This window comes from Vibrio navarrensis (assembly GCF_015767675.1).
In the GTDB taxonomy this organism is placed as follows: Bacteria; Pseudomonadota; Gammaproteobacteria; order Enterobacterales; family Vibrionaceae; genus Vibrio.
In genome coordinates this window covers 2,568,468-2,593,874 of sequence record NZ_CP065217.1, presented here as the reverse complement: position 1 = coordinate 2,593,874, position 25,407 = coordinate 2,568,468, and the positions used below count along the sequence as shown (strand labels likewise).

23 protein-coding genes and 1 pseudogene are annotated in these 25,407 nt (G+C 50.1%); 13 read left to right on the top strand and 11 right to left on the bottom strand.

Annotation, left to right across the window (positions count from 1 at the left end; all coding sequences use genetic code 11):
- Nucleotides 1-47 precede the first annotated feature (47 nt).
- The 6 genes from dnaE to I3X05_RS12335 all read left to right on the top strand — a co-directional run bounded on the left by dnaE (nt 48) and on the right by I3X05_RS12335 (nt 7,742).
- Nucleotides 48-3,527 (top strand): DNA polymerase III subunit alpha, encoded by a 3,480-nt coding sequence (gene dnaE, locus I3X05_RS12360; RefSeq protein ID WP_337970750.1) that lies wholly within the window; start codon nt 48-50, stop codon nt 3,525-3,527.
- Between the two features lie 37 nt (nt 3,528-3,564).
- Nucleotides 3,565-4,524: an acetyl-CoA carboxylase carboxyl transferase subunit alpha gene (gene accA / locus I3X05_RS12355; protein WP_039430271.1), complete on the top strand. Its 960-nt coding sequence runs from the start codon at nt 3,565-3,567 to the stop codon at nt 4,522-4,524.
- 77 nt (nt 4,525-4,601) lie between these two features.
- Nucleotides 4,602-5,912 (top strand): tRNA lysidine(34) synthetase TilS, encoded by a 1,311-nt coding sequence (gene tilS, locus I3X05_RS12350; protein ID WP_045570217.1) that lies wholly within the window; start codon nt 4,602-4,604, stop codon nt 5,910-5,912.
- Between the two features lie 109 nt (nt 5,913-6,021).
- Nucleotides 6,022-6,333 (top strand): c-type cytochrome, encoded by a 312-nt coding sequence (locus I3X05_RS12345; RefSeq protein ID WP_045570216.1) that lies wholly within the window; start codon nt 6,022-6,024, stop codon nt 6,331-6,333.
- Between the two features lie 139 nt (nt 6,334-6,472).
- Entirely contained in the window at nt 6,473-6,811 is a 339-nt protein-coding gene (glnB, locus tag I3X05_RS12340; protein WP_039431618.1) for a nitrogen regulatory protein P-II, read from the top strand.
- A 67-nt stretch (nt 6,812-6,878) separates the two neighbouring features.
- Nucleotides 6,879-7,742: an endonuclease/exonuclease/phosphatase family protein gene (locus tag I3X05_RS12335; RefSeq protein WP_193157834.1), complete on the top strand. Its 864-nt coding sequence runs from the start codon at nt 6,879-6,881 to the stop codon at nt 7,740-7,742.
- Here the strand turns inward: I3X05_RS12335 and I3X05_RS12330 are convergent.
- From I3X05_RS12330 to gloB, 3 genes and pseudogenes are all read right to left on the bottom strand, one after another.
- Complete coding sequence (locus I3X05_RS12330; RefSeq protein ID WP_045570214.1) at nt 7,711-8,400, bottom strand: YIP1 family protein; 690 nt, start codon at nt 8,398-8,400, stop codon at nt 7,711-7,713. The genes I3X05_RS12335 and I3X05_RS12330 overlap by 32 nt on opposite strands.
- Nucleotides 8,397-9,791: pseudogene (locus tag I3X05_RS12325) on the bottom strand (LysM peptidoglycan-binding domain-containing protein); the annotation flags it as partial. The pseudogene I3X05_RS12325 and the gene I3X05_RS12330, both read right to left, overlap by 4 nt.
- A gap of 263 nt (nt 9,792-10,054) precedes the next feature.
- Nucleotides 10,055-10,813 (bottom strand): hydroxyacylglutathione hydrolase, encoded by a 759-nt coding sequence (gene gloB / locus I3X05_RS12320; protein ID WP_337970748.1) that lies wholly within the window; start codon nt 10,811-10,813, stop codon nt 10,055-10,057.
- A 40-nt stretch (nt 10,814-10,853) separates the two neighbouring features.
- Between gloB and I3X05_RS12315 the strand changes: the two genes are divergently transcribed.
- Nucleotides 10,854-11,615, top strand: coding sequence for a class I SAM-dependent methyltransferase (locus tag I3X05_RS12315; RefSeq protein ID WP_045570211.1), 762 nt, complete (start codon nt 10,854-10,856; stop codon nt 11,613-11,615).
- On the opposite strand, the gene rnhA is transcribed toward I3X05_RS12315, so the two are convergent.
- Nucleotides 11,612-12,073 carry a ribonuclease HI gene (gene rnhA, locus I3X05_RS12310; protein WP_045570210.1) on the bottom strand — a complete coding sequence of 154 codons (462 nt, stop codon included), beginning with the start codon at nt 12,071-12,073 and terminating at the stop codon, nt 11,612-11,614. The two genes, I3X05_RS12315 and rnhA, sit on opposite strands and share 4 nt — an antisense overlap.
- 67 nt (nt 12,074-12,140) lie before the next feature.
- On the opposite strand from rnhA, the gene dnaQ reads away from it, so the two are divergent.
- Nucleotides 12,141-12,878 (top strand): DNA polymerase III subunit epsilon, encoded by a 738-nt coding sequence (dnaQ, locus tag I3X05_RS12305; protein WP_337970747.1) that lies wholly within the window; start codon nt 12,141-12,143, stop codon nt 12,876-12,878.
- Between the two features lie 8 nt (nt 12,879-12,886).
- On the top strand, nt 12,887-14,137 hold the full coding sequence (locus I3X05_RS12300) for a TIGR03503 family protein (protein ID WP_193167501.1): 1,251 nt from the start codon (nt 12,887-12,889) through the stop codon (nt 14,135-14,137).
- A gap of 141 nt (nt 14,138-14,278) precedes the next feature.
- On the opposite strand, the gene fadE is transcribed toward I3X05_RS12300, so the two are convergent.
- Nucleotides 14,279-16,723 carry an acyl-CoA dehydrogenase FadE gene (fadE, locus tag I3X05_RS12295; protein ID WP_337970746.1) on the bottom strand — a complete coding sequence of 815 codons (2,445 nt, stop codon included), beginning with the start codon at nt 16,721-16,723 and terminating at the stop codon, nt 14,279-14,281.
- A gap of 343 nt (nt 16,724-17,066) precedes the next feature.
- On the opposite strand from fadE, the gene lpcA reads away from it, so the two are divergent.
- Together lpcA and I3X05_RS12285 are read left to right on the top strand one after the other, a co-directional pair.
- Complete coding sequence (lpcA, locus tag I3X05_RS12290; RefSeq protein WP_193157837.1) at nt 17,067-17,642, top strand: D-sedoheptulose 7-phosphate isomerase; 576 nt, start codon at nt 17,067-17,069, stop codon at nt 17,640-17,642.
- 39 nt (nt 17,643-17,681) lie between these two features.
- The gene (locus tag I3X05_RS12285; protein ID WP_045570207.1) at nt 17,682-18,527 is read left to right on the top strand and encodes a class II glutamine amidotransferase; all 846 of its coding nucleotides are present in this window, start codon (nt 17,682-17,684) and stop codon (nt 18,525-18,527) included.
- 56 nt (nt 18,528-18,583) lie between these two features.
- Here the strand turns inward: I3X05_RS12285 and purN are convergent, their stop codons facing one another.
- Both purN and purM read right to left on the bottom strand, forming a co-directional pair.
- The gene (gene purN, locus I3X05_RS12280; protein WP_045570206.1) at nt 18,584-19,225 is read right to left on the bottom strand and encodes a phosphoribosylglycinamide formyltransferase; all 642 of its coding nucleotides are present in this window, start codon (nt 19,223-19,225) and stop codon (nt 18,584-18,586) included.
- 140 nt (nt 19,226-19,365) lie between these two features.
- A complete protein-coding gene (gene purM, locus I3X05_RS12275; RefSeq protein ID WP_045570205.1) occupies nt 19,366-20,406 on the bottom strand; it encodes a phosphoribosylformylglycinamidine cyclo-ligase in 1,041 nt (346 codons plus the stop codon).
- Nucleotides 20,407-20,583: 177 nt separating this feature from the next.
- Between purM and upp the strand changes: the two genes are divergently transcribed.
- Complete coding sequence (upp, locus tag I3X05_RS12270) at nt 20,584-21,210, top strand: uracil phosphoribosyltransferase (RefSeq protein ID WP_045570204.1); 627 nt, start codon at nt 20,584-20,586, stop codon at nt 21,208-21,210.
- Between the two features lie 80 nt (nt 21,211-21,290).
- On the opposite strand, the gene I3X05_RS12265 is transcribed toward upp, so the two are convergent.
- The gene (locus tag I3X05_RS12265) at nt 21,291-22,550 is read right to left on the bottom strand and encodes a uracil-xanthine permease family protein (protein ID WP_045570203.1); all 1,260 of its coding nucleotides are present in this window, start codon (nt 22,548-22,550) and stop codon (nt 21,291-21,293) included.
- Nucleotides 22,551-22,787: 237 nt separating this feature from the next.
- Between I3X05_RS12265 and I3X05_RS12260 the strand changes: the two genes are divergently transcribed.
- A complete protein-coding gene (locus tag I3X05_RS12260) occupies nt 22,788-23,960 on the top strand; it encodes a DUF2066 domain-containing protein (protein ID WP_045570202.1) in 1,173 nt (390 codons plus the stop codon).
- Nucleotides 23,961-24,038: 78 nt separating this feature from the next.
- Here the strand turns inward: I3X05_RS12260 and I3X05_RS12255 are convergent, their stop codons facing one another.
- The 3 genes from I3X05_RS12255 to arsC are packed head-to-tail and all read right to left on the bottom strand — an operon-like array spanning nt 24,039 to nt 25,406.
- Nucleotides 24,039-24,485, bottom strand: a complete 447-nt coding sequence (locus I3X05_RS12255) for a DUF2069 domain-containing protein (RefSeq protein WP_039439877.1) — start codon at nt 24,483-24,485, stop codon at nt 24,039-24,041.
- Nucleotides 24,486-25,055, bottom strand: coding sequence for an NAD(P)H:quinone oxidoreductase (wrbA, locus tag I3X05_RS12250; protein ID WP_045570201.1), 570 nt, complete (start codon nt 25,053-25,055; stop codon nt 24,486-24,488). It lies immediately after the preceding gene.
- 6 nt (nt 25,056-25,061) lie between these two features.
- Entirely contained in the window at nt 25,062-25,406 is a 345-nt protein-coding gene (gene arsC / locus I3X05_RS12245) for an arsenate reductase (glutaredoxin) (RefSeq protein ID WP_193157838.1), read from the bottom strand.
- Nucleotide 25,407: the final 1 nt, after the last annotated feature.

The window sequence follows — 25,407 nt, the reverse complement described above, 5'->3', positions numbered from 1 at the left end:
TCCGATAGTAGAATTAACCCGAAAATTAGCACAAACGGTATCGATTGATGTCAGATCCCAAATTTATCCATCTTCGCATTCACAGTGATTTTTCGATGGTGGACGGTATTAACAAAGTCTCGCCTTTGGTAAAGAAAGTTGCGGAATTTGGCATGCCAGCCATGGCGCTCACCGACTTTACCAACCTCTGCGGTTTGGTGAAATTCTATGGATCCGCACATGGTAATGGCGTCAAACCGATCGTCGGCGCAGATTTCAAAATGCAGTCCGAAGAATTTGGCGAAGAGTTGACCAGTCTCACCGTGTTAGCCGCCGATAACATAGGCTACAACAATCTTACCTTATTGATCTCAAAGGCCTATTTGCGCGGTCATGTGCAGCACCAACCCGTGATTGACAAAGCTTGGCTAGCGGAGCTCTCAACTGGATTGATTGTGCTCTCTGGTGCGCGTAATGGCGAAATTGGTAAAGCGCTGCTGAAAGGCAACAGTGCCTTAGTTGATAGTTGCGTGGCGTTTTATCAGCAGCATTTTCCAGATCGCTTTTATCTAGAACTTGTTCGTACTGGGCGTAGCGACGAAGAAACGTATCTGCATTTTGCGGTTGAATTGGCAGAGCAAACCGATCTGCCCGTGGTAGCGACCAACGAAGTGGTGTTTATCAGCGAAGATCTGTTTGATGCGCACGAAATTCGTGTGGCCATTCACGACGGCTACACGTTAGAGGATCCGCGTCGTCCGAAAAATTATAGTCCGCAGCAATACTTGCGCAGCGAACAAGAGATGTGCGAGCTGTTTGCTGATATTCCAGAAGCGTTGGAGAACAGCGTCGAAATCGCGAAACGCTGCAACGTGACCGTTCGCCTCGGTGAATATTTTCTCCCGGCTTTCCCAACCGATGGCATGGCGGAAACCGACTACTTAGTGATGAAATCCCGCGAAGGATTAGAAGAGCGTTTAGCGTTCCTTTTCCCCGATCCCGAAGTGCGTGCCCAGCGCCGACCTGAGTACGACGAACGTCTGCAAATCGAGCTAGACGTGATCAACCAAATGGGCTTTCCCGGCTACTTCTTGATCGTAATGGAGTTCATCCAATGGTCAAAAGACAATGCGATTCCCGTAGGGCCAGGACGAGGCTCGGGTGCCGGTTCGCTGGTCGCGTATGCGCTGAAAATCACCGATCTGGACCCGCTTGAATACGATCTGCTGTTTGAACGTTTCCTCAACCCAGAGCGCGTATCCATGCCCGATTTCGACGTCGACTTTTGTATGGATAAGCGGGACCAAGTCATTGATCATGTTGCTGAAATGTATGGCCGTGATGCGGTGTCACAAATCATCACCTTCGGTACTATGGCGGCAAAAGCGGTTATCCGTGACGTTGGTCGTGTTCTTGGTCATCCATTTGGTTTCGTTGACCGTATTTCAAAACTGGTGCCGCCCGATCCGGGCATGACGCTAGAAAAAGCGTTTAAAGCCGAACCTGCGCTGCCTGAACTGTATGAAGCCGATGAGGAAGTGAAAGAACTCATCGACATGTGTCGCATTTTGGAAGGTTGTACGCGTAACGCCGGTAAACACGCCGGTGGTGTGGTTATTTCACCGACCACAATTACCGACTTTGCGCCAATTTATGCAGATGCGGAAGGGCATTTCCCCGTCACGCAGTTTGATAAGAACGACGTTGAAACAGCGGGGCTGGTTAAGTTTGACTTCTTGGGGCTGCGAACTCTGACCATTATTGACTGGGCGTTAGGGTTGATTAACCCGCGCTTGGAGAAAGAAGGCAAACCGCCAGTCCGTATTGAATCCATCCCTCTAGAAGATCCGGCGTCGTTTCGCCTATTACAAAACTCAGAGACCACGGCGGTATTTCAGCTCGAATCGCGCGGGATGAAAGAGCTTATCAAACGTCTTCAACCGGACTGTTTTGAAGACATCATCGCACTGGTGGCCTTATTCCGTCCGGGGCCGCTGCAATCGGGCATGGTGGATAATTTTATCGACCGTAAACATGGCCGAGAAGCGATCTCTTACCCAGATGAAAAGTGGCAACACGAGTCACTAAAAGAAATACTCGATCCAACTTACGGCATCATCCTCTACCAAGAGCAGGTCATGCAAATCGCTCAGGTCTTATCGGGTTATACCCTAGGCGGAGCGGACATGCTACGCCGGGCGATGGGTAAGAAAAAGCCGGAAGAGATGGCCAAGCAGCGTGCAACTTTCGAAGAAGGCGCGGTGAAGAACGGAGTTGATGGCGAGTTGGCGATGAAAATCTTCGACTTGGTAGAAAAGTTCGCCGGTTACGGCTTTAACAAATCGCACTCCGCGGCGTATGCACTGGTTTCTTACCAAACCTTGTGGCTTAAAACCCATTATCCAGCTGAATTCATGGCAGCGGTAATGACGGCCGATATGGATAACACCGAAAAAGTAGTAGGTCTGGTAGACGAATGTTTTCGCATGAAACTCACCGTGTTGCCGCCAGACATCAACTCTGGTTTATACCGTTTCAACGTGGATGAAAACGGTGCGATTGTTTACGGCATCGGGGCCATCAAAGGGGTGGGTGAAGGACCGATCGACGCTATTTTAGCCGCGCGCAATAAAGGTGGTCACTTTAAAGATCTATTTGATTTCTGCGCGCGCATTGACCTTAAAAAAGTTAACAAGCGGGTGATTGAAAAGCTGATTTACGCCGGCGCGCTAGACAGGTTAGGCCCGCATCGCGCGGCGATGATGGCCTCGCTGGATGACGCGGTTAAAGCGGCGAGCCAGTATCACCAAGCGGAGGCGTTTGGTCAGGCGGACATGTTTGGCGTGTTGACGGATGCGCCGGAAGAGGTAGAGCACAAGTACATTCAGGTTGAACCTTGGCCGGAAAAAGTGTGGCTGGAGGGGGAACGTGAAACGTTAGGCCTTTATCTGACTGGGCATCCGGTGAATGCTTATCTGTCGGAACTTAATAAGTACACCAGTTGTCGATTAAAAGATGCAACGCCGACTCGGCGCGATCAATCGTTGACTTTAGCCGGGCTGGTGATCGCCGCGCGAGTGATGACCACTAAGCGCGGTACGCGCATCGGCATAATGACCTTAGATGATAGCAGTGGCCGCATGGAAGTGATGTTGTTCTCAGATGCACTTGAACGGTATGCAGAACTGCTGGAAAAAGATAGAATTCTGGTGGTTTCCGGACAGGTCAGCTTTGATGACTTCAATGGTGGCCTTAAAATGACGGCTCGCGAAGTCATGGACCTCGGTTCGGCGCGGGAAAAATACGCCCGAGGCGTGTCCGTTTCTGTCACTGCATCACAGATTGATGACCAGTTTTTTGCGCGCTTTAGTCGGATCTTAGAGCCACATAAAGCCGGAACGGTTCCTGTCAATGTATACTACCAGCGTGCCGACGCCAGAGCGCGGTTAACATTGGGCACGGAATGGCGAGTAACGCCTAGTGATACATTACTTGATGACTTAAAGATGTTACTTGGTAAAGACCAGGTAGAACTCGAATTTAACTAAATTTGGCGTAATATGCCGAATCAACAAGGATTCATAGATGAGCCTCAACTTTCTAGAATTTGAAAAGCCGATTGCTGAACTAGAAGCAAAAATCCAAGCCCTGCGTGATGTCTCGCGTCACGGAGGCGACTCAGCCATTGACCTTGGTAAAGAGATTGAGCAGCTTGAGAAGAAAAGCTTAGAGCTGAAAAAGAAAACCTTTGCTGATTTAGGGGCTTGGGAAACAGCACAATTGGCACGTCATCCACTGCGTCCCTATACGCTGGATTACGTTAAGCACGTTTTTGAAGAGTTTGACGAGTTGGCTGGCGATCGTGCTTACGCTGACGACAAAGCGATCGTGGCGGGTATGGCACGCCTAGAAGGTCGCCCGGTGATGATCATCGGCCATCAAAAGGGTCGTGAAACCAAAGAGAAAGTGAAACGTAACTTTGGTATGCCAAAACCAGAAGGCTATCGTAAAGCGCTGCGTTTAATGAAAATGGCAGAACGCTTCAATATGCCGATCATCACCTTTATCGATACCGCTGGGGCTTATCCTGGTGTTGGCGCCGAAGAGCGCGGTCAATCGGAAGCGATTGCGACCAACCTCAAAGAGATGGCAGGCCTAACGGTTCCGGTTATTTGTAACGTGGTGGGTGAAGGTGGCTCTGGCGGCGCGCTGGCGATTGGTGTCGGTGATTACGTTAACATGCTGCAATACTCAACTTATTCGGTTATTTCACCAGAAGGCTGTGCGTCGATTTTGTGGCGCGATTCCGATAAAGCGCCACAAGCCGCTGAAGCGATGGGGCTAACGGCGCCACGTTTGAAAGAACTTGAGCTGATTGATGAGATCATCGAGGAACCACTCGGTGGTGCGCATCGCGATCACGTGCAGATGGCCGCCAATATGAAGGCCACTTTGCTTCGCCAGTTGGCTGAACTTGAGCAGTTTGATAAAGACGTGTTGCTAGAGCGTCGTTACGCGCGTCTGATGAACTACGGTTACTGCTAATTTAACCGCTATCTTATACAATCAAGGGCTGAACATTCTCGTTCAGCCCTTTTTATTTTTGTCCACGAGAAGAATGCATGGAGTCTATCTATCACCGTTTCACAAAAGTCATTGAAGAGCATTTGCTGCCAGCCTCGCGCCTAGTTGTCGCTTTTAGTGGCGGTGTCGACTCAAGGATCTTGCTTGAGTGCGCTGCACGTTTCGCTTTCGAGCAGCAAAGGCAATGTGTTGTGGTGCATGTCCACCACGGTTTAAGCGACAATGCCGATCTGTGGAGCCAGCGCTGTGTCGAATGGTGTCAGGAGAAACAGCTCTCGTGTGTGGTGGAGAAAGTGCAACTTGAGCTGATGGCTGGCGACAGCGTAGAAGAGCGGGCCAGACAGGCGCGTTATCAGGCGCTCGCTAAGCACCTTGAGCCGGGCGACCTGCTTCTCACGGGTCAGCATGCAGATGATCAAGTCGAAACCTTTCTCCTTGCCCTCAAGCGCGGCAGCGGTCCGAAAGGGCTTTCAGCGATGGCCCAATGCACGCCGTTTGCGCACGGTTTTTTGCTCCGCCCCTTGCTGTCGGTCGCACGCTCGGAAATTGAATTGGCTGTTCAACAACTCAGGTTGGAATGGGTTGAAGACGAAAGTAACCTAGATACGCGCTACGATCGCAATTTTCTGCGCCAAGAGGTGCTGCCGAAAATCACGCAGCGTTGGTCCGGTTTCGCTAGCGCAGTTCAGCGCAGCGCGCAGCTGTGTGCTGAGCAAGAAAGTTTGTTAGACGAGCTTTTATCGCCCGTTTTGGCTCGCGCTTTACAAGCGGATCACAGCCTAGCGTTAGCGGTGCTTGGTCAACAAAGCGAGCAAGCGCGACTTCGCCTGCTGCGTATGTGGTTGGCATCGCTCGGCCAGCCGATGCCAAGCCGTCAGAACTTGCAGATACTGTGGCAACAAGTCGCCATTGCCAAGGCCGATGCCAATCCGATCTTACAGCTCGGGCAAGGACAGGTGCGCCGATTCAATCAGCGTCTTTATTTTGTGGCGCAGAGTGGCGATATCAGCCAGTGGCGAGCTGAGATTAAACTGAGCCAATCCTTGACCTTGCCAGATCATCTTGGCGTTTTAGCGTTAGAACATACTCCAGGCAGAGGGCACTTGGCTCTTCCTCCTGCTGGCGAAAAGCTCTATGTGACTTTTGACCCTGAGGGATTAAGCGCCCATCCAGCAGAACGTGGACATCGGCGCAAAATGAAGAAACTGTTTCAAGAATACCAAGTACCGAGTTGGCTACGACGCCGCACCCCGATACTTATGTGTGCAGATAGGGTGGTTTCGGTTGCCGGATTGTTTGTTGACCGTGAATTTATTGGTCAGGATTGTGAGCTCTTTTGGCGCAAGTAATCCAAATTCATGTAAAAATCGTAAGGATATAAGTTTTGGGCGCCGTCTCGTTGGATCGTCAGTGGTATTGCCCATAAACCTTGACCAATACAGATAAAAAGGAAAAGCAATGAAGAAAGTCGCAATCGGTCTGGCTCTTGGATTGGGCCTAATCAGTGGAAGTGTGATGGCAGGTGATATCGCAGCAGGGCAAGCTAAATCGGCCATTTGCGCGGCGTGTCACGGCGCGGATGGTATGGCGGTCATTCCAGGTTACCCGCACCTGAAAGGTCAGAATGAGCAATACATAGTGTCATCGATTAAGGCGTACAAGAACAAAGAGCGTACAGGTGGTTTGGCTGTGGTGATGCAGGCGCAGGCTGCGATGCTCAGTGATGCCGATATTGCTAACGTTGCCGCTTACTACGCCAGCTTGAAGTAGTGATCGCACAAACCAATACCCATCGCCAGAGCTTATGCTCTGGCTTTGTTATTAAGCCAAAGGAAACGTGGTTTTCTGATTGAATGTTGCTGATTGCTCATGAATAATAAGCAAATCAATGAAAGTTTAAGGGATGAACATGAAAAAGATTGAAGCGATTATCAAGCCATTTAAGCTCGATGATGTCCGTGAAGCGTTGGCGGAAGTCGGCATTACTGGTATGACGGTGTCTGAAGTGAAAGGCTTTGGTCGTCAGAAAGGCCACACTGAGCTTTATCGCGGCGCTGAGTACATGGTGGACTTTTTGCCGAAGGTGAAGCTGGAAATCGTGGTGAATGAAGACGTCGCGGATAAATGCGTCGAGACCATTATTGAAACCGCGCAAACGGGCAAGATCGGTGATGGTAAGATTTTCGTCACTAACGTCGAGCGGGTAGTGCGTATCCGTACTGGCGAAGAAGACGAAGACGCAATCTGATTCAAAGCAACATAAGGAGCCGTCTGGCTCCTTTTCTTTTTGCCCAATACTAAGCCGCGTGAGTGCAATGAAAAAACGTTCCCTACTCCTGTATCCTACTTTTTTTGTTGTTGCGGGCTATTTTGCCTTTCACACTATCTTTAATATTCCCGAACAGCCAGAGATGGTCACCATCGCTGATGGGGCAATTAATTTGCAACTAGATTGTCTGCATAGCCACAGCAGGCAGAGTATTGACCAGCAGGGGGAACTGACACTGTTGGTGTGGAATATTTACAAACAAAACCGCCGCAATTGGAGTACAGCATTGAGCGAGTACGCTGATGGGGCGCAACTGGTACTGCTGCAGGAAGCGAGTTTAGATGATCCCCTCAAACGTTGGGTAGCCTCTGGAGGTTGGCATGCACAGCAAGTGAATGCGTTTAAGGCGTTTAACAAAAGTGCGGGGGTTTTGACTTTAGCCAAGCACAAACCGGTTTTAGCGTGCGGATACACCCAGTTAGAACCTTGGTTACGTCTACCCAAATCGGCACTCTATTCCGAGTACCCACTCTCCGACGGCAGCACGCTGGCTTTGGCGAATATACACGCAGTGAATTTTACCTTGGGCGTGCAAGCCTACCAGCAGCAAATTGATGCCTTAGTTAATGCGCTCACCAAGCATCAAGGCCCGGTGATTCTGGCGGGCGATTTTAATAGCTGGAATGAGGAGCGCTGGAGCACATTGCAGGATATCGTTGAGAAATTAGCGCTGCAAGAAGTGGTCTTTCAGCCTGATTTACGTACGCGTTTTATCACTGGCCGAGTGTTGGACCATGTTTTCTATCGAGGACTCACGCTAGAGAAAGCGAAAGCGCCCACAACGGACGCTTCCGATCATAATCCTTTATTGGTGAGCTTTAAAATATCAGCAGAGACAGCGCCCAAATAAGGTAATAACCCAGCCAAGGTAGGGCAGAGATCACCAGAGCTTGCCCGCGTTCAAATTCAGTCCAGGTCAGCACGGCCGCATAACCCAGCACAATGTACCAAGGCAGAAGCAAAGGCAATCCGCCTGCAAACGATGACCACTCGTTGGTAAGTGGCAATTTGATCAAACCATTTAAGCTGTTTAAGTCAGCCGCGTAGCTGACTACTTGGCCATGTTTGAGCAGCAAACTGGCGTAACTGGCGAGATCGCCAATCAAGGCAGGAAACGTAATGACAGAGGCGGCGGCAAACCACTTCCAAAAACCATGCTGATGTTGACTCGGTTTGGTGGCTAAAGTGAACCAAAAAGCCAAGAACAAAATCGTCAACGTTCGGCTAAGAATGTCACTGATGATCTCACTGGCCATCAACGTATTGGGATTGTCGAGAAATTTTAATTGTTCTGGATTGATCTGCTCAAATTGTGGCGAGAGTACCGAAGTCAGCCATTGAAAATCCACGTTAGAGAAATAGGCGCCCCAAAATAGAAAAGGGCTAAGAATCAGCAGAACATAGGGCAGCCATCCCCAAGCGCCTCGTTGATAGAGTGCTAAAAAGCACGCTGTCGGCGAGCGGAAGATGTCAAAGAGCATGACAAAAGGGTTACTGGATGGATTCATACACTTACCTTAGTAACATCAACATAAAGTTTAAGTTTTTGACCTGGTTTCAGGTATTTTTGATTTTGCAGAGCATTCCATTTAACAATATCGGTGCTCTTTACTTTGAATCGGCTGGCGATCGTACTGATGGTGTCACCGGCACGCACTTGATAAAAGACCGTGCGGATCACCACGCCTTCACTGCTGTCTTTCCAGATCACCAGTTCTTGCCCAACGCGTAGTGTGTCTCTTGGCCCCATCCCATTCCATTTCGCCAAGGCTTGATGGGAGACTTTGTTTGCTTTGGCAATGCTCCACAAACTATCGCCATTTTGTACCACATGGGTCAGCTTATATTTGCCCCTTTCGGTCGCTTGGGTTTTTGCCAAGCGATTTTGCGCCGAGAGAGTGTAAGCGCTGACTTCTTTGGTTGACGTTGGGATCATCAAGTACTGACCGACGCGAATGGTATTGCCAGTTAACGTATTCGCGGTACGAATCACGTCGCTGGTGGTGTTGTATTTACTTGCCAGCACGCTCAGGGTATCGCCTGCGCGCACTTTATAACGCACCAATTTCAACCCTTTACCGCGATTTTCTTCCACCTTGGCGAGAAATTGTTCACTTTTGTCGATGGGAATCAGCAGTTGAAACGGACCATCAGGGGCGGTTGACCACTGATTGTAGGCTGGGTTGTAACTCTGTAACTCTTTGACTGGCATGCCCGCGTATTGCGCGGCAATCGCTAGATCGAGCTGTTCCCCCGGATCGACCAATTGCAGCACTGGCTGATTAGCGATGGGCGGAATTTCTATACCATATTTCTCTTGATTGGCGACAATGTCTGCTAATGCCAGCAGTTTCGGCACATAGCCACTGGTCTCTTTAGGCAGATCAAGCGAGAAAAAATCGGTTGGTTTGCCCAGTTTAAGATTTTTACGAATCGCGCTGGAGACTCGACCGCCACCACTGTTGTAAGCCGCGATAGCATGATTCCAGTTGCCATCAAAACGATTGTTGAGGTAGGTGAGATAATCCAATGCGGCATCGGTCGCCGCCGCGACATCACGTCGGCCGTCATACCAGAAGTTTTGCTCAAGGCCATACATCTCTGCGGTGCCTGGAACAAACTGCCACAAACCAGCCGCGCTGCCATGCGAATAGGCAAAAGCGTCAAACGAGCTTTCCACCACGGGCAGAAGGGCCAGCTCCAGCGGCAGTCCACGCTGCTCAATTTTCTCAGTGATGAGATAAAGGAACGGTTTGGCACGCTCTGAGACGGTTTTCAGGTGATTTGGATGATTGAGATACCAAGTTCGATAGTAATCGACTTTTTTATGCTGCGGTACTTCCAGCGTCAGTTGCATGGCGATGCGCTGCCAGATATCTGCTTGGGTTTGCGGTGTGACAATCGGTTGCTCGACCTGAGTGTCATTTTTCACCTTGCCGCTTTGGCCGGGAAGATTGTCCGTTGCCACGGAAGTGTGTTGCTCTGCATCCGGGCTATTGGTTTCAGGTGTTGAACTGATATTGCTATTTGGCTGCGTGATCTGACAGCCTGCCAATAAGAGTGCCAACACCCAACTGTACTTTAAACGCATGGGTCCAGCCTGTTAACTTTTGGGCTGCTGATAATACTTGCCTCCTTAGTCAGGAGACAAGCAGCAAAAGGTTAAAATTCGTTCTTCCACTCACGCAAAGCAGTAAAAATCGAAACTGGATCGCTATTTTGTGCCCGGCTCGCGACAGAATTGATCACGCTGGGCTGCTGATAGCGCAAAAATGGATTGACCATTTTTTCGCGTTTTAGCGTCGTGGGCAGGGTCGGCGCATTTTGTGCGCGCAGACGATTGACCTCATCACGATACTGCTGCAATTCAAGGTTATCTGGCTCCACCGCCAAGGCAAAGGCCAAGTTGCTGGCGGTGTATTCATGCGCGCAATAGATTTTCGTCTCATCAGGCAGAGCTTGCAGCTTGCCAAGTGAGTCAAACATTTGCTGTGGTGTGCCTTCAAAAATGCGCCCGCAACCAGCAGAAAACAGCACGTCACCGCAAAACAATTTGCCATCGCCGATATAACCAATATGACCGAGGGTATGACCGGGCAAGGTGACCACGTGGAACCGTTCACCAAACATTTCGATCTGATCCCCCTCATCCACGGGGTGGGTCAAGGTTGGAATCGGCTCATGCTGTGGTCCGACGACATTCACGTTAGGGTAGGCTCTGACAAGGTCGGGCACACCGCCAATGTGATCATTGTGATGGTGGGTAATAAGAATGGCCTCTAACGTGAAGCCGTGTTGCTTGAGGTAGTGAAGCACCGGAGTGGCGTCACCCGGATCGACCACAGCACACCCAAGCTCACTATTGTGAATCAGCCAGATGTAATTGTCGTTAAATGCGGGTATGCTTTTGATCTCTAACATGATTGATTCTCCGCTCGCTCTCATATAGGTCAGGTGGTTAATGAAGCCAGCATTAAGCAGTAAAAAACTCCCACATCCATACACTTGGGACGGAATGAACAACGGACAATGGGTCCGTGAGTCGATTCAGACCCGGCTTGATGAGTGGTGTCCGAAGCTGTTCGGCTACCACTTACTGAAATTGGGAGGCTTGAGCTGCGAATTAACCAGCGCAGTGTGTAACATTCAACACCAAGTTAATCTCGATATCCAGAACCCATTGCATAATGTGATTGCAGATGGTTACGAATTGCCCTTTTTAGAAAAGAGCTTTGATGCGGCGATACTGGCCCATCAACTGGATTACGCCAATGATCCGCACCGTTTGTTGCGAGAAGTTGACCGCGTGATGATGGATGATGGCTATCTGATTATCAGCGGCTTTAACCCGCTCAGCTTGACTGGCATCGCCAGTTTAATGCCATGGCGCCGCCGCAGTCTGCCCTGGAGCGGACGCATGTTCACCCCCAACCGGATTAAAGACTGGCTTGGGTTGCTTAATTACCAAGTGATACATTGCGATCGCTATGCACTGTTTCCGATGAGAAAATACCAAACGATGTGGACCTGGCTGGAAAACGGTTTAGGTGATTGGGCCAACCCCGCAGGCAGCCTCTACTTTATTGTGGCAAGAAAACGCACCTATCCACTCAAGCCAATTAAACCCCATTGGCAGTTGAAACGTCGCCTGTCGCCGCTTGGGGTAATGAATCGTGAACAGGACGCCTTACGTGAACGCCATCCGCCGACAAGTTCGTCTTAAGGTTGATAGCCAGTATCGTCTTCGGTGGGGTTTTCAGCAGCGCTGCGGGCAAGCTCGTCACACATTTCATTTTCTCGGTGTCCAGCGTGACCTTTCACCCAATGCCACTCTACTTGGTGGCGCTGGGTCTCTTTATCGAGCGCTTGCCAAAGATCGGCGTTTTTGACCGGCTTTTTGTCAGCGGTTTTCCAGCCGCGTTTTTTCCAGTTGTGGATCCATTGGGTAATGCCTTGGCGAACATATTGGCTGTCTGTGGTGAGAATCACATGGCAAGACTCTTTCAGTGCTTGCAGAGCGACAATCGATGCCATCATCTCCATGCGGTTGTTGGTGGTGAGGTGAAAACCCTTTGCTAAGGTTTTTTCGACCTGCTTGTAACGTAAAACCACACCATAACCGCCTGGGCCCGGATTACCGAGACAAGAACCATCTGTGAAAATCTCAACTTGTTTAGTCATGTTTTGATACTATTAGCGAAAGCATTTTTTAAAGCAGAATTCTGCATAGTCTGACACACATATCATTATGAATACCAGTAACAATTCTGATCACCATCGTATCGTTGTGCTCGATACGGAAACCACAGGTATGAACCGAGAAGGTGGCCCGCACTATCTCGGGCATCGGATTATCGAGATCGGAGCGGTTGAGATCATCAACCGCAAACTGACCGGTAAGCACTTCCATGTCTACCTAAAACCGGACCGAGAAATTCAGCCAGAAGCGATTGAAGTGCATGGTATTACCGATGAGTTTTTGCTCGACAAACCGGAATATCGTCAGGTGCATGAGGAGTTTTTGCAGTTTATCCAAGGCGCAGAACTTGTTGCCCACAACGCGCCCTTCGACGTTGGCTTCATGGATTATGAATTTGGCCTGTTGAATGCGGCGATAGGCAAAACCACCGATTTCTGCCAAGTGACCGATACGCTGGCGCTGGCGAAGAAGATCTTCCCGGGTAAGCGCAACAACCTCGACGTGCTTTGTGAGCGCTACGGTATCGATAACTCGCACCGTACGTTGCACGGCGCTTTGCTCGATGCGGAGATCCTCGCTGACGTCTATCTGTTGATGACGGGTGGGCAAACCAGTCTGGAATTTAACGCCAATAAACAAGAAGGTGGCGTTGAAGGTATTCGCCGCATTGAAGGGCGAAAACGAAAATCCCTTAAGGTTTTACGCGCAACGGCCGATGAACTAGATGCGCATCAAAGCCGATTAGATATCGTAGAAAAAAGCGGAACTTGCCTCTGGCGTCAATAGGAGAATCTATGTTGAGGACATTATCAGTCGTTGTCATGTTATTGGTCAGTTGCGTGAGTCAAGCGGCGACAGAATCAACCATGTCCTTATTGGATAACCGTTTTCGTGTTGACCCGACCATTGACCAGATCACTTTTCTTATCTATCGTGAAAACCCGTCTCAACCTGTGGTGTTGGTTCGCCCGGACGGACATAAATATTACGCATGGAAAACTTACGACAACGTGCGTTGGTATCAAGAACCCGCGATGGATATCGTTTCGATTGAGAATCCGATGCCCGGGCCGTGGCAAGCGGTGGGCAAAGTAACGCCGAAGAACAATATCCGCTTAATTTCCCATCTCACCTTAAGCACCGATCCGTTCCCTAATCGGCTCTATCGTGGTGAAGTGATTAAATTTACCGCCCGTTTGGCATCGGATGGACAACCTCTGGTGCTACGTGATTTTCTCGATCGGGTGAACTTGCGTGTCACCTTGACCAAATACGTTGAAAATGAGCAGGAACTGGTGAAAGAAGCGCGCCCTTTGCCAGTGGTACTCGGCGATTTTAGCGATGATGGGCAAGGTTTGGATGAAAGGCCGGGAGATGGTGTCTTTACCGTGAGGTTGACGATCGAAGTGGAACCGGGCAAATACCGCGCGCGAATCACCTCGGGCAATGGGGTGTTTTTGCGCGCCAAAGAGCAAAATGTGCTGGTTTATCCGAGCCCGGTGGCGACGACCTTTATTCAATCTCGCCGTGAAGGGCAGCCGCACCGTTTTGTTGTCTCGGGTGAGCAGGGGATGGTCGCGCCGGGCTCTCTTGCTGTGCATATTGAGCAAACTGCGCCGGATTCTTTTGTTAACTATGTACAAGGTCAGGCGGAGAAAGAGGCGCTGAAAGCGGAGATGAGCTTAGACAGCACCCATCAAATCGGCATTTACTCTTGGAAAGGTGACGTGTACGCCACCGATGCGGCTACTCAGCGCCCGCTCGTCTTTCCTATTGCAGAGCAAACCTTCAGCGTGGTTAAGGAAGTCGATATTGAAGCTGCGCGTAAAGCCAAAGAGGCGGAACTTGCCGAGCAGCGCCGTATTGAAGAAGAGCAACGCTTGTTGGCGCAACGCGCAGAAGATCGCAAACAAGGTTTAATTATGATCGCGGTGGGTAACTTGGTGGTGATTATTCTCGGTTTGATCGGCTGGTTTGTGTGGAGCAAGATCCGCGCGAAGCGCCAAGCAATTCCGGAAATGCAGTTGGAAGTACCGAAGAAATAGTGGGTTTGAAACAAAGAAACAGTGGTTTGGAAACTTGCTACAAGGGCTGTAAGGCACTCTTGTCAGAGAAGGGACTGAGCATACGAGCGAACAAAAAAAGCGGGAGCCATCGGCTCCCGCTTGGTTTTTATGCAGTGAAGATTAAGCGACGTTATCCATCACTTTACTCGCTTGGCTCGCGGCAAGATGCTCGGGAGCAAAGTCATCCACGTTGATGGTGTAGAGGCGATGTTGCTCGGCTTCTTTGAGTAGCTCGGCATCTTCGACACTGATTATCTTACGTTCCAGACCAATTTGTGCCACTTCATCCAAACGCATGAACGGACGACGTTCACCGATCTCTTTGCACACTTTGTCAAATACCGGCTCCGCTTGCAAAATCACAGAGAGTGCCAGCTCAATCTTACCGGCCGCGTTGTGCTCAGTCGGTTGCAGGTACTGGTTGCGGCCAATACGGCTGCGCGTTGCGCATGGTGTTTGCAGAATGCGCGCCACTTGGCTGTCAATTTTGTCGCTTGGCGCTTTGCGCACACGGCCAAATGGCATGATCAACACGCGTAATGCTTTGCCAATCACCTTGTTCGGGAAGTTCGCCAAGAACTCATCGATGGCCACTTCGGCCTGTTTTAAGCTGTCTTGCAGACCCCAATGAACCAGCGCCAGATCTTCGGCTGGGCGACCATCTTGCTCAAAGCGTTTTAGCGTTGCTGAGCTTAAGTAAAGCTGGCTTAGGATATCGCCCAAACGCGCAGACAAGCGCTCACGACGTTTCAGTGAACCACCGAGAACCGCCATCGAGATGTCTGAGAGCAGTGCCATGTTGGCACTGTAACGGTTCAACTGCTGGTAGTAACGCTTGGTCACATCTTTGGTTGGCGCGCTAGAGCCGTAGCCGTCGGTTAAACCAAACCAAATACTGCGAACCAAGTTACTCATGGTAAAGCTCACGTGACCAGCCAGCGCTGCGTCAAACTGCTCAATCGCATCCGATTTCTCCGAATAGGCAGCTTCCATTTCTTGCAGAACATAAGGATGGCAGCGAATCGCCCCTTGACCATAAATGATCATCGAACGAGTCAGAATGTTCGCCCCTTCCACGGTCACTGCAATCGGCGCGCCTTGGTAGCCACGAGCCAAAAAGTTTGATGGGCCTAAGCAGATGCCTTTACCGCCGACGATGTCCATCGCATCAATAATGCTGCGTTGACCACGATGGGTACAGTGGTACTTGACAATGGCCGAGATCACCGATGGTTTCTCACCCAGATCAATACCTGCCACGGTTAAGTTGCTCGCCGCGTCCATCACGTAGGCGTTACCGCCAAGACGTGCCAGTGCTTCTTCAACCCCTTCTAGTTGGCCAATCGGCTGTTTGAACTGACGGCGAATGCGAGAGTAGGCCCCCGTCGCCAGCGCCGCGGATTTGATACCGCCCGTTGAGTTAGATGGCAAGGTGATACCACGGCCAACCGACAGACACTCAACCAGCATACGCCAGCCTTGGCCAGCCATTTTTTGTCCGCCAATGATGAAATCAATTGGCACAAAAATGTCTTTACCGCGGGTAGGGCCATTTTGGAACGGCACGTTCAGTGGGAAGTGGCGATTGCCAATCTCCACGCCTTTGATGTGTGTTGGGATCAAGGCACAGGTAATACCGAGATCTTCTTTGTCGCCTAGCAGGCCCTCTGGGTCGCGCAGCTTAAACGCCAAACCGAGTACCGTCGCCACTGGTGCGAGGGTAATGTAGCGTTTGTTCCAAGTCAGGCGCATACCAAGGACTTCTTTACCTTCCCATTTGCCTTTGCAAACCACGCCATAATCTGGGATTGCGCCCGCGTCTGAGCCCGCTTCTGGACTTGTCAGAGCAAAACAAGGGATCTCTTTACCTTCCGCCAAGCGCGGCAGGTAGTAGTTTTTCTGCTCTTCTGTCCCGTAATGTTGCAGCAGTTCACCCGGGCCAAGCGAGTTTGGTACGCCGACGGTAGAAGAAAGAACTCCGGAAACGCCAGTCAGTTTTTGTAACACCAATGACTGCGCATAAGCGGAAAACTCCAGACCACCGTATTTCTTCTTGATGATCATGGCGAAGAATTTGTGATCTTTCAGGTATTGCCATACTTCCGGTGGTAAATCTGCCAGCTCGTGGGTCACTTGGTAATCGCTGACCATCGCACATACTTCGTTGACAGGGCCGTCAAGAAACGCTTGTTCTTCAGCCGACAGCTTCGGCGCAGGAATGGCGTGTAATTTTTCCCATTCTGGCTTGCCTTTGAACAGCTCAGCTTCCCACCAAACTGTACCGGCATCGAGCGCTTCTTTTTCGGTTTGCGACATAGCAGGCAATACCTGCTTGAACAGCTTCAGTGCCTTAGCACTGATGAGCGATTGACGCAGTGAGGGCACTGCAAGTGCAGCCAAAAGCAGAAAATAGCACAGCCAACCAACCGAACTGGCGTAGTCAGCAAAGGTGAGCGCCAGCATAGTGAGGGTCAGCAGAGTGACGGATTTGGTCAGTGACATACGGTGATAGAGTGTAAAGCCTAGCACCGCGGTCATCGCCAGTATAGAGAGCAAGATGTCCATATGTGTGTTCCTTATCAGACTGTTTGATTTATGGTACGTCTGGGTGTTGGTAAGAGGTCTAACCAGTTGAATCAAGTGTAACCAAATTATTAAAGAAATGTAAAACCAAATTCTGAGCAAAAAGTGATCTTGGTTGAGCTAAAGTGATAAATTTGAGATTTCAATGGTGATTTCGGCATCAGAACGCCTCAAACCGCTTTACAAATCGCCGAAATCTCGCTCTCTGGTGTCGACACAATTTCCTGTTTTTGGGTAAACTCAGCCTATCTACAAGCAAGGTGGCAACTTAGCCTTGCAAACGTGAGCGCATTGCGTGACATGACAACAAAAAAGAGAACATCTTATGTACCAAGATCTGATTAGAAATGAGTTGACGGAAGCGGCTGAAGTTCTGAATAAGTTCCTCAGCGACGAGCATAATCTTGCCCAAATTGAAGCGGCAGCAAAAATGATTGCTGATTCATTCAAACAAGATGGCAAGGTCCTCTCTTGTGGTAATGGTGGTTCCCATTGTGATGCGATGCATTTTGCCGAAGAGTTAACCGGTCGTTACCGTGAAAACCGCCCGGGTTATGCCGGCATTGCTATTTCTGATCCGAGCCACTTGTCTTGTGTCAGCAACGATTTTGGTTACGAATACGTCTTCTCACGTTACGTTGAAGCGGTCGGGCGCCAAGGTGACGTGTTGTTTGGTCTGTCCACTTCAGGCAACTCTGGCAACATTCTTAAAGCGATTGAAGCGGCTAAAGCGAAAGGGATGAAAACCATCGCGCTAACCGGCAAAGATGGCGGCAAAATGGCTGGTCTGGCAGACGTTGAGATCCGTGTCCCACACTTTGGTTACGCCGATCGTATTCAAGAAGTGCATATCAAGATCATCCACATCATCATTCAGTTGATTGAAAAAGAGATTGAATAACAGAGGCTTTGCCTCTTTTTTGCAGGGAGTTGTTTTAGCATGTGCGAATTGCTCGGCATGAGCGCGAATGTCCCCACCGACATCTGTTTCAGTTTTACGGGGTTGATGCAACGGGGCGGGAAAACTGGGCCACATCGCGATGGCTGGGGGATTACCTTTTATGAAGGAAAGGGCTTTCGCACCTTTAAAGATCCCAAACCGAGCTGTGAGTCCAAAATCGCCGAACTGGTGCAAAGTTATCCTATCAAAAGCTGTTCGGTGATCAGCCATATTCGTCAAGCTAACCGTGGCGGTGTTTCGCTGGAAAATACCCACCCATTTACCCGTGAGCTTTGGGGACGTTACTGGACATTTGCCCACAACGGTCAGTTGAGTGACTACCACACGCTCGATTCAGGGCGGCATCGCCCTGTTGGACAAACCGACAGTGAAAAAGCATTTTGTTGGCTGCTCAACCAGTTAGAGCAACGTTATCCTGAAATTCCACAAGATATGGAAAGTGTTTTCACCTATTTGGCCTCATGCTGCGAAGTGCTGAAGGAAAAAGGAGTGTTTAACATGCTGATGAGCGATGGGGAATATGTGATGACCTATTGCACCAATCATCTGTACTGGATCACGCGTCGCGCCCCGTTTGGCAAAGCGGCTTTGCTGGATGAGGACGTGGAGATCAACTTTCAAGAAGAGACCACTCCTAACGATGTCGTTTCGGTGATTGCCACCCAGCCATTGACGTGCAATGAAGCATGGCAACGGATGAAGCCCAGTGAATATGGTCTGTTTCACTTTGGTGAACGGATTATCACCAATGCGCCACAACTTAAGGATGTGCCGTTTGCTGCGCCAAAGCCCAGTTGCCAAGCGCCGACAGAGCCACTGGAATAATCAAGATAAAAAGGTTGCACAAAGCAACCTTTTTTCTTGCTAATGAATCACTTGCACTATTCGTCTGCTGCGTAACCCGATGCGCCAAGCTGCACGCTATCGAGATAGGCCGTCCCATCTTGCATGATCAAGCGTTCGTCAGCCAGCCATTTGACTACCAAAGGGTAAATGTTATGTTCCTGAGTTTGCACGCGTGCGGCGAGCGTCGCGGCATCGTCATCAGAAAACACCGGAACTTTGGCTTGTAAAATGACGGGGCCGCCATCGAGTTCTTCTGTCACAAAGTGCACGCTGGCTCCGTGTTCACACTCACCCGCGTCAATGGCGCGTTGGTGAGTGTGTAATCCGGGGTATTTCGGTAATAACGACGGATGAATATTGATCATTTTGCCTACATAGTGGCGCACAAACTCGCCACTAAGAATTCGCATGTAGCCGGCAAGGACGATGATATCTGGCTGATAAGTGTCGATTTTCTCCATCAACACTTGGTCGAAATCCGCTCGATTAGCAAAAGGTGTCGGATCAACAAAATGGGTCGCCACATCAAATTGCCGCGCGCGTTCAAGGCCGTAAGCCTCTGCTTTGTTAGAAAACACCGCGCGAACTTGGGCGTTAGTGATGGAAGATTGGCAGGCTTCAAGGATCGCCTGAAGGTTGCTACCGCTACCGGAGATAAGTACCACGATATTTTTCATCTGGGTGTCAATGTCCTGGTGAGTCTGTTTATTGCGCTAAAGAGTGGCAGAATACCTAACTCTTTCAGGGTTTTTAGTGGCGTAAATAGCAGAATGAGGACATAAGTCCTCATTCTGTTTGTTTGTCGTTGACTGAAGGATCAGTGAATCTCGACCTGTTCTTCGCCGCTCTCCGCTTTCGCGATCGCGCCGATAACCCAAGCGTTTTCGCCTTCCTCTTGCAGCAGTTTCACTGCGGCTTCTGCTTGCGCTTGTGGTAGAGCGATAATCAGGCCAACGCCACAGTTGAAGGTGCGGTACATTTCATGCGTGTCTACGTTGCCTTTCTCTTGCAGCCATTGGAAGATCACGGGCCATTGCCAGCTCTTGCCATCAATCACCGCTTTGGTACCTTCAGGCAATACGCGCGGAATGTTTTCCCAGAAACCACCGCCAGTGATGTGTGAAATCGCATGAATGTCGTGTTCAGCAATCAGTTTTAGACCTGACTTAATATAGATCTTGGTGGGTTCTAGTAGGTGCTCGCCAATGGTACGTCCAGCCAACTCCTCATTCTTGTCTGCGCCAGACACTTCAAGAATTTTGCGGATAAGAGAGTAGCCGTTTGAGTGTGGGCCGCTTGAACCGACGGCAATCAGTGCATCGCCAACCGCCACTTTGCTGCCATCAATGATCTCTTCTTTTTCGACCACGCCAACGCAGAAACCGGCGACATCATAGTCTTCGCCTTCATACATTCCCGGCATTTCCGCGGTTTCACCACCGATCAAAGCGCAGCCAGCCTGTACGCAACCATCCGCAATGCCAGAAACCACCGCAGCGGCGGTATCAACATCCAGCTTACCTGTCGCGTAGTAATCAAGGAAAAACAAGGGTTCAGCACCTTGCACAATCAGATCGTTGACGCACATCGCTACTAAGTCGATGCCGATGGTGTCGTGTTTGTTCATATCCAGAGCGAGACGCAGTTTGGTTCCTACACCGTCGGTGCCCGACACCAAAACTGGCTGCTTGTATTTAGTTGGCAGTTCGCACAGTGCGCCGAATCCGCCAAGGCCGCCCATGACTTCAGGACGACGTGTGCGCTTAACCGCACCTTTAATACGTTCGACTAGGGCGTTGCCTGCATCGATGTCTACACCAGCATCTTTATAGCTCAGAGAAGAGTTATTACCACTCACGGGGAAGTCCTCGTTTTAAGTTGGATATGAAAACGGCGCTATTCTACCAGTGCTCGAATATAAAGAGCAAACGTTTGCGCGAGTTTTTTTCTTGCGCTTTGTGACGAGAAATTCGTGACGAAATCGTTTATAATCGGCCAGTTTGTTTAAAATTTATCTATATTGCCGGAGATAGACATGAAAGTTGTTGAAGTAAAACATCCTCTTGTAAAACATAAGATTGGTTTGATGAGAGAAGGTGATATCAGCACTAAGCGTTTTCGCGAATTGGCAACGGAAGTTGGCAGTCTTTTAACCTACGAAGCCACTTCCGATTTTGAAACGGAAAAAGTGACTATTGAAGGTTGGAATGGCCCAGTTGCTGTCGATCAAATCAAGGGTAAAAAAGTCACGGTTGTGCCAATTTTACGTGCGGGTTTGGGAATGATGGATGGCGTTTTGGAGCACATGCCAAGCGCACGTATCAGTGTTGTGGGTATCTACCGCGATGAAGAGACACTTGAGCCAATCCCCTATTTCAACAAGCTTGCTTCTAACATGGAAGAGCGTATCGCGTTGGTGGTCGATCCTATGTTGGCGACTGGCGGCTCGATGATCGCAACCATCGACCTTTTGAAAGAGAAAGGGTGTCAGCAAATTAAAGTGCTGGTTCTTGTCGCGGCTCCTGAAGGGATCGCCGCGCTGGAAAAAGCGCATCCAGATGTTGAACTGTATTGTGCGGCAATCGACGAAAAACTGAATGACAAAGGCTACATTGTCCCAGGTCTGGGTGATGCGGGTGACAAAATCTTTGGTACCAAGTAAGCCAAAGTAAAACTCGATTGCAAATAAAAACGCCTGGCAGCAATGTCAGGCGTTTTTATTATCTGAGATGAAAGAAAAGCTTAGCCTTTCACTTCGACCTCTTCTTCCATTTGTGCGTTATCCACCACGTGATTCTCGCCCAGGTCTTGTGGCAGGATCAGGTTGAGTGCGATGGCGACGATGCCGCAGAGGCTAACACCTTGTAGGCTGAACTCACCAATACCAAAGGCCATGCCTCCAATACCGAACACCAGTGTGACGGCAACAATCACTAGGTTGCGTGATTTGTGCAGGTCAACGTGGTTTTTGATCAGCGTATTGAGACCGACAGTCGCAATTGAGCCAAACAGCAAGATCATAATGCCGCCCATCACCGGCACTGGAATGGTCAGCAGGAGCGCACCGAGTTTACCAACCAGAGCGAGAACGATGGCGGTGATTGCAGCCCAAGTCATGATGACCGGATTGAACGCTTTGGTCAGCATAACGGCGCCAGTCACTTCACTGTAGGTGGTATTTGGCGGCGCACCGACCATAGAAGCGGCGATGGTCGCAATTCCATCACCGGCAATCGTGCGGTGTAGACCGGGTTTTTTCAGATAATTTTTGCCTGTCACGTTGGAAATCGCCAACATATCGCCGACATGTTCTACGGCGGGAGCGATAGCCACTGGGATCATGAACAGAATCGCGTTGATATTGAACTCTGGCGCTGTGAAGTTTGGCATAGCGAGCCACGCCGCTTGAGCGACGGGAGTGAAATCAACCACGCCAAAACCTAGGCTGACCGCGTAGCCTGCGGCGATGCCACCACAAATAGGCAGAAGTTTCAGGAAGCCTTTGGCAAACACGCTCATGGCGATGGTCACCAGCAGAGAAATGGAAGAGATCCACAGCGCGGCATTGCCATCGACCAGTTGTACTGCACCATCGCCGGTTTTACCGAGTGCCATATTAACGGCAACAGGCGCTAGGCCGAGACCGATAACAATGATCACCGGACCCACCACCACAGGTGGCAGCAGTTTGTGAATGAACGCCACGCCACGAATCTTGATGAAAGCGCCAAGAATGATGTAAACAAACCCTGCTGCCATGAGGCCACCCATGGTTGCCCCGATACCCCAGGTTTGGATACCGAACATGATGGGAGCGATAAAAGCGAAAGAAGAGGCAAGGAAAATAGGCACGCTTTGGCGGGTGATCAGTTGGAATAGTAATGTGCCGACACCAGCACCAAACAGAGCTACGTTTGGGTCAAGTCCGGTCAGCAAAGGCACAAGCACCAAGGCACCAAAGGCGACAAACAACATTTGCGCGCCCTGTATCGCGTTTTTCATAAAGGTTCCCTATTAACAAATATGCAGATAAATTCGCGGGATTTTATCACTTTGCAAACGATTGCTAACTAGTTTTGATCAATTTTTTCCAATAATGGTGCTGTTTGCTGAGATCTTATGCAACCGTGTGGCGATTTTTCATTAAACAAAGAAATAGAGCCAATCTCTGCGGTTTTCTTGCTCATGGTTTGATAGTTGCTTATCATCTTACTTCCCACGCAGTAAGTTAGGAAAAGTATGCGCTATTTAGCTTTATTGATGATCGGCTGGTTGGCTTTGCCGGTCTACGCGTTGACCCAGGTTGATATTTATCGTGCTGAAGTGGCTATTGATGCTGAAAAAAGCAATGGTGAAGAGCTGGCTCGTCAGCAAGCGATGCAGCAAGTGATTGTTAGGGCGTCGGGTTCGGTCGATTCGGTAAACAACCCGGTGGTGAGCAAGGCGCTGCAAGCAAGCGCACGTTATATCTCCCAGCTTAGCTACGGCAAACTTGGTGAGCAGACGTCAGTGAAGCTGCTCTTTAATAGCGCGCAGATCCGAGCCTTACTGACTCAGGCGCAATTGCCTTTTTGGTCGGAAAATCGCAATAACTTGCTGGTTTGGTTGGTGGAAGAGCAAAATTATGACCGCGCGATCGTCTGGGAGCATTCCGGCGGCAGTGTCGTTGATGGGCTAAAGTCTGCGGCTCGCGAGCGCGGTTTACCACTCACGATGCCGATCGGTGATTTTGATGATATTACTGGCATTGCCATTTCAGATCTGTGGGGCGGCTTTGTGCAACCCATCAGTCGCGCCAGTCAACGCTATCCGGTTGATGGCGTGTTGGTGATTCGCGCGCAAGGCAATCAGTTACGCTGGAGCTTATACGATCAACCGCCAGAAGTGATGGAAACGGCAAACCAAGTGCCGATGACAGGTTCAGCAAACGGTGAGGATGCGAGTGCAACTCTCATCAATACCATTGCGGACTTCTATGCCAAACGTAGCGCTGTGCTGGTATCCGGTGAATCCTCGCAATCAGTTGTGGTGAAATTTCTCAATATCAATAATGCCATCGACTTCTTTAGTTTAGAGAAAGCGTTAACTGCGCTCAATTCTGTGGCAAGCCTCGACATTCTTAAAATCAAAGGTAATGAGCTGACTCTGCGTGTTCACTTGCTCGCCTCGCAAGCTGCATTTGAAAAAGAAGCGGAACAGTTGCCGCGTGTGGTGAAGTTTGACGACCCGCTATCGAGCCCGGTAGAGGAGGAGACATTGGATTCAGATCCGGCAGCCCTTTCTCCTGAAGAGGGTGCGGCTCCGTCAACGCAAATCCCCCTGCCAGCACAAGATATCAGCGTTACAGAAACTGTCGCTGAGCCTCTATCCAATGGCGATCCCTTGGTGTATGAGTGGCAAGGTCGCTCTTAGAATCCTAATGCGATATTTTGGAATAAAAAACGCCAACTTAGTTGGCGTTTTTGCATTTAAGTTAAGCAGTGAGAAAAATTACTGCTTACCCATTTTCTCGTTGCCAAACTTGGCTTTCTCTTCTTTTTCGATCTGCGACAGTTTTTGCAGTTTCAATCCCAGTTCTTGACCGCGCGTGCGTGCATACAGGATATTGCCCGCAAAGCCAAGGGCGGTGAGCAGCAGTTCAACCAAAGCCAGCCACCTTTCACCGCCATCCACATACAAGATGGTCAACGCATGCAGAAAGTAGAGCATTAACACAAAGTTAGCCCAAGCGTGCGTGTAAGGTTTCCCCGCAATAATACCGGGAAGCGGCAACAGTAAAGGAATACACCAAGCGATCGCTAACGCCGTGCTGCTCAAGTGTGGATGAGGAGAAAGAGCCAGTTGCCACAGGGCGACCCACGCCAGCAACGCCAAATTGCCAAACAGCGCCAAATAGCGAAAGCGACGCGTCTTGGCGCCCATAGAGAGTGAGGACATTTACGACTCCTTTTGCTTACTGGCGATCTGTGCCAGACGTTTTCCTAGTTGCTGTGCCAGTTGGCTCTCTTCTGTGGTCAAGGTGGCTTCGTGGCCGACACTGCTCGCACCGTAAGGTGTTCCGCCAGAGCGAGTTTGATGCAACAGTGGTTCAGAGTAGGGAATGCCCAAGATCAACATGCCGTGATGCAGAAGGGGTGTCATCATGCTCTGTAACGTGGTTTCCTGCCCACCGTGCATGGTGGAGGAAGAGGTAAACACGCAGGCAGGCTTGTCAATCAGATCGCCATTGAGCCATAAGCGGCTGGTTTGGTCCCAAAAATGTTTCAATGGTGCCGCCATGTTGCCAAACCACACCGGGCTACCCATCGCCAGTCCGTCACACTGTTTCAACTCGTCCAGAGTAACAACAGGATCGCTCGCCTGCTGTGAGCTCGCGGTCAGTTCAGCCACGGTGCGTAAAATCACTTCACATCCGTTCACGGAGCCGGCGCCACGGGCGATTTGTCGCGCCAACAGTTTGGTTTTACCGTGGCGGCTATAATAGAGAATGAGAATATGCGTACTCATTGGCAGTTATAGAATCTCCAGAACCGCTTCAGGTGGGCGGCCGATGCGCGCTTGACCATTTGCAACCACCACTGGGCGTTCGAAGAGCGTAGGGTGCTCGGCCATGGCGGCGAACAGTTGTTCATCACTGGCTTCGGCCAATTGCAGCTCTTTGTAGAGATCGTCTTTGGTGCGCATCATGTCTCGCACGGAATCGAGGCCAAGCTGTGCGAAAAGGGTTTGTAACTGCTTGATGTCCAAAGGCGTTTGCAGATATTTCACCACTTCGGGAGTTACCCCATTTTGCTCCAGTAATTCCAGCGTTTGGCGGCTCTTTGAGCAGCGAGGATTATGGTAGATAACGACTGACATG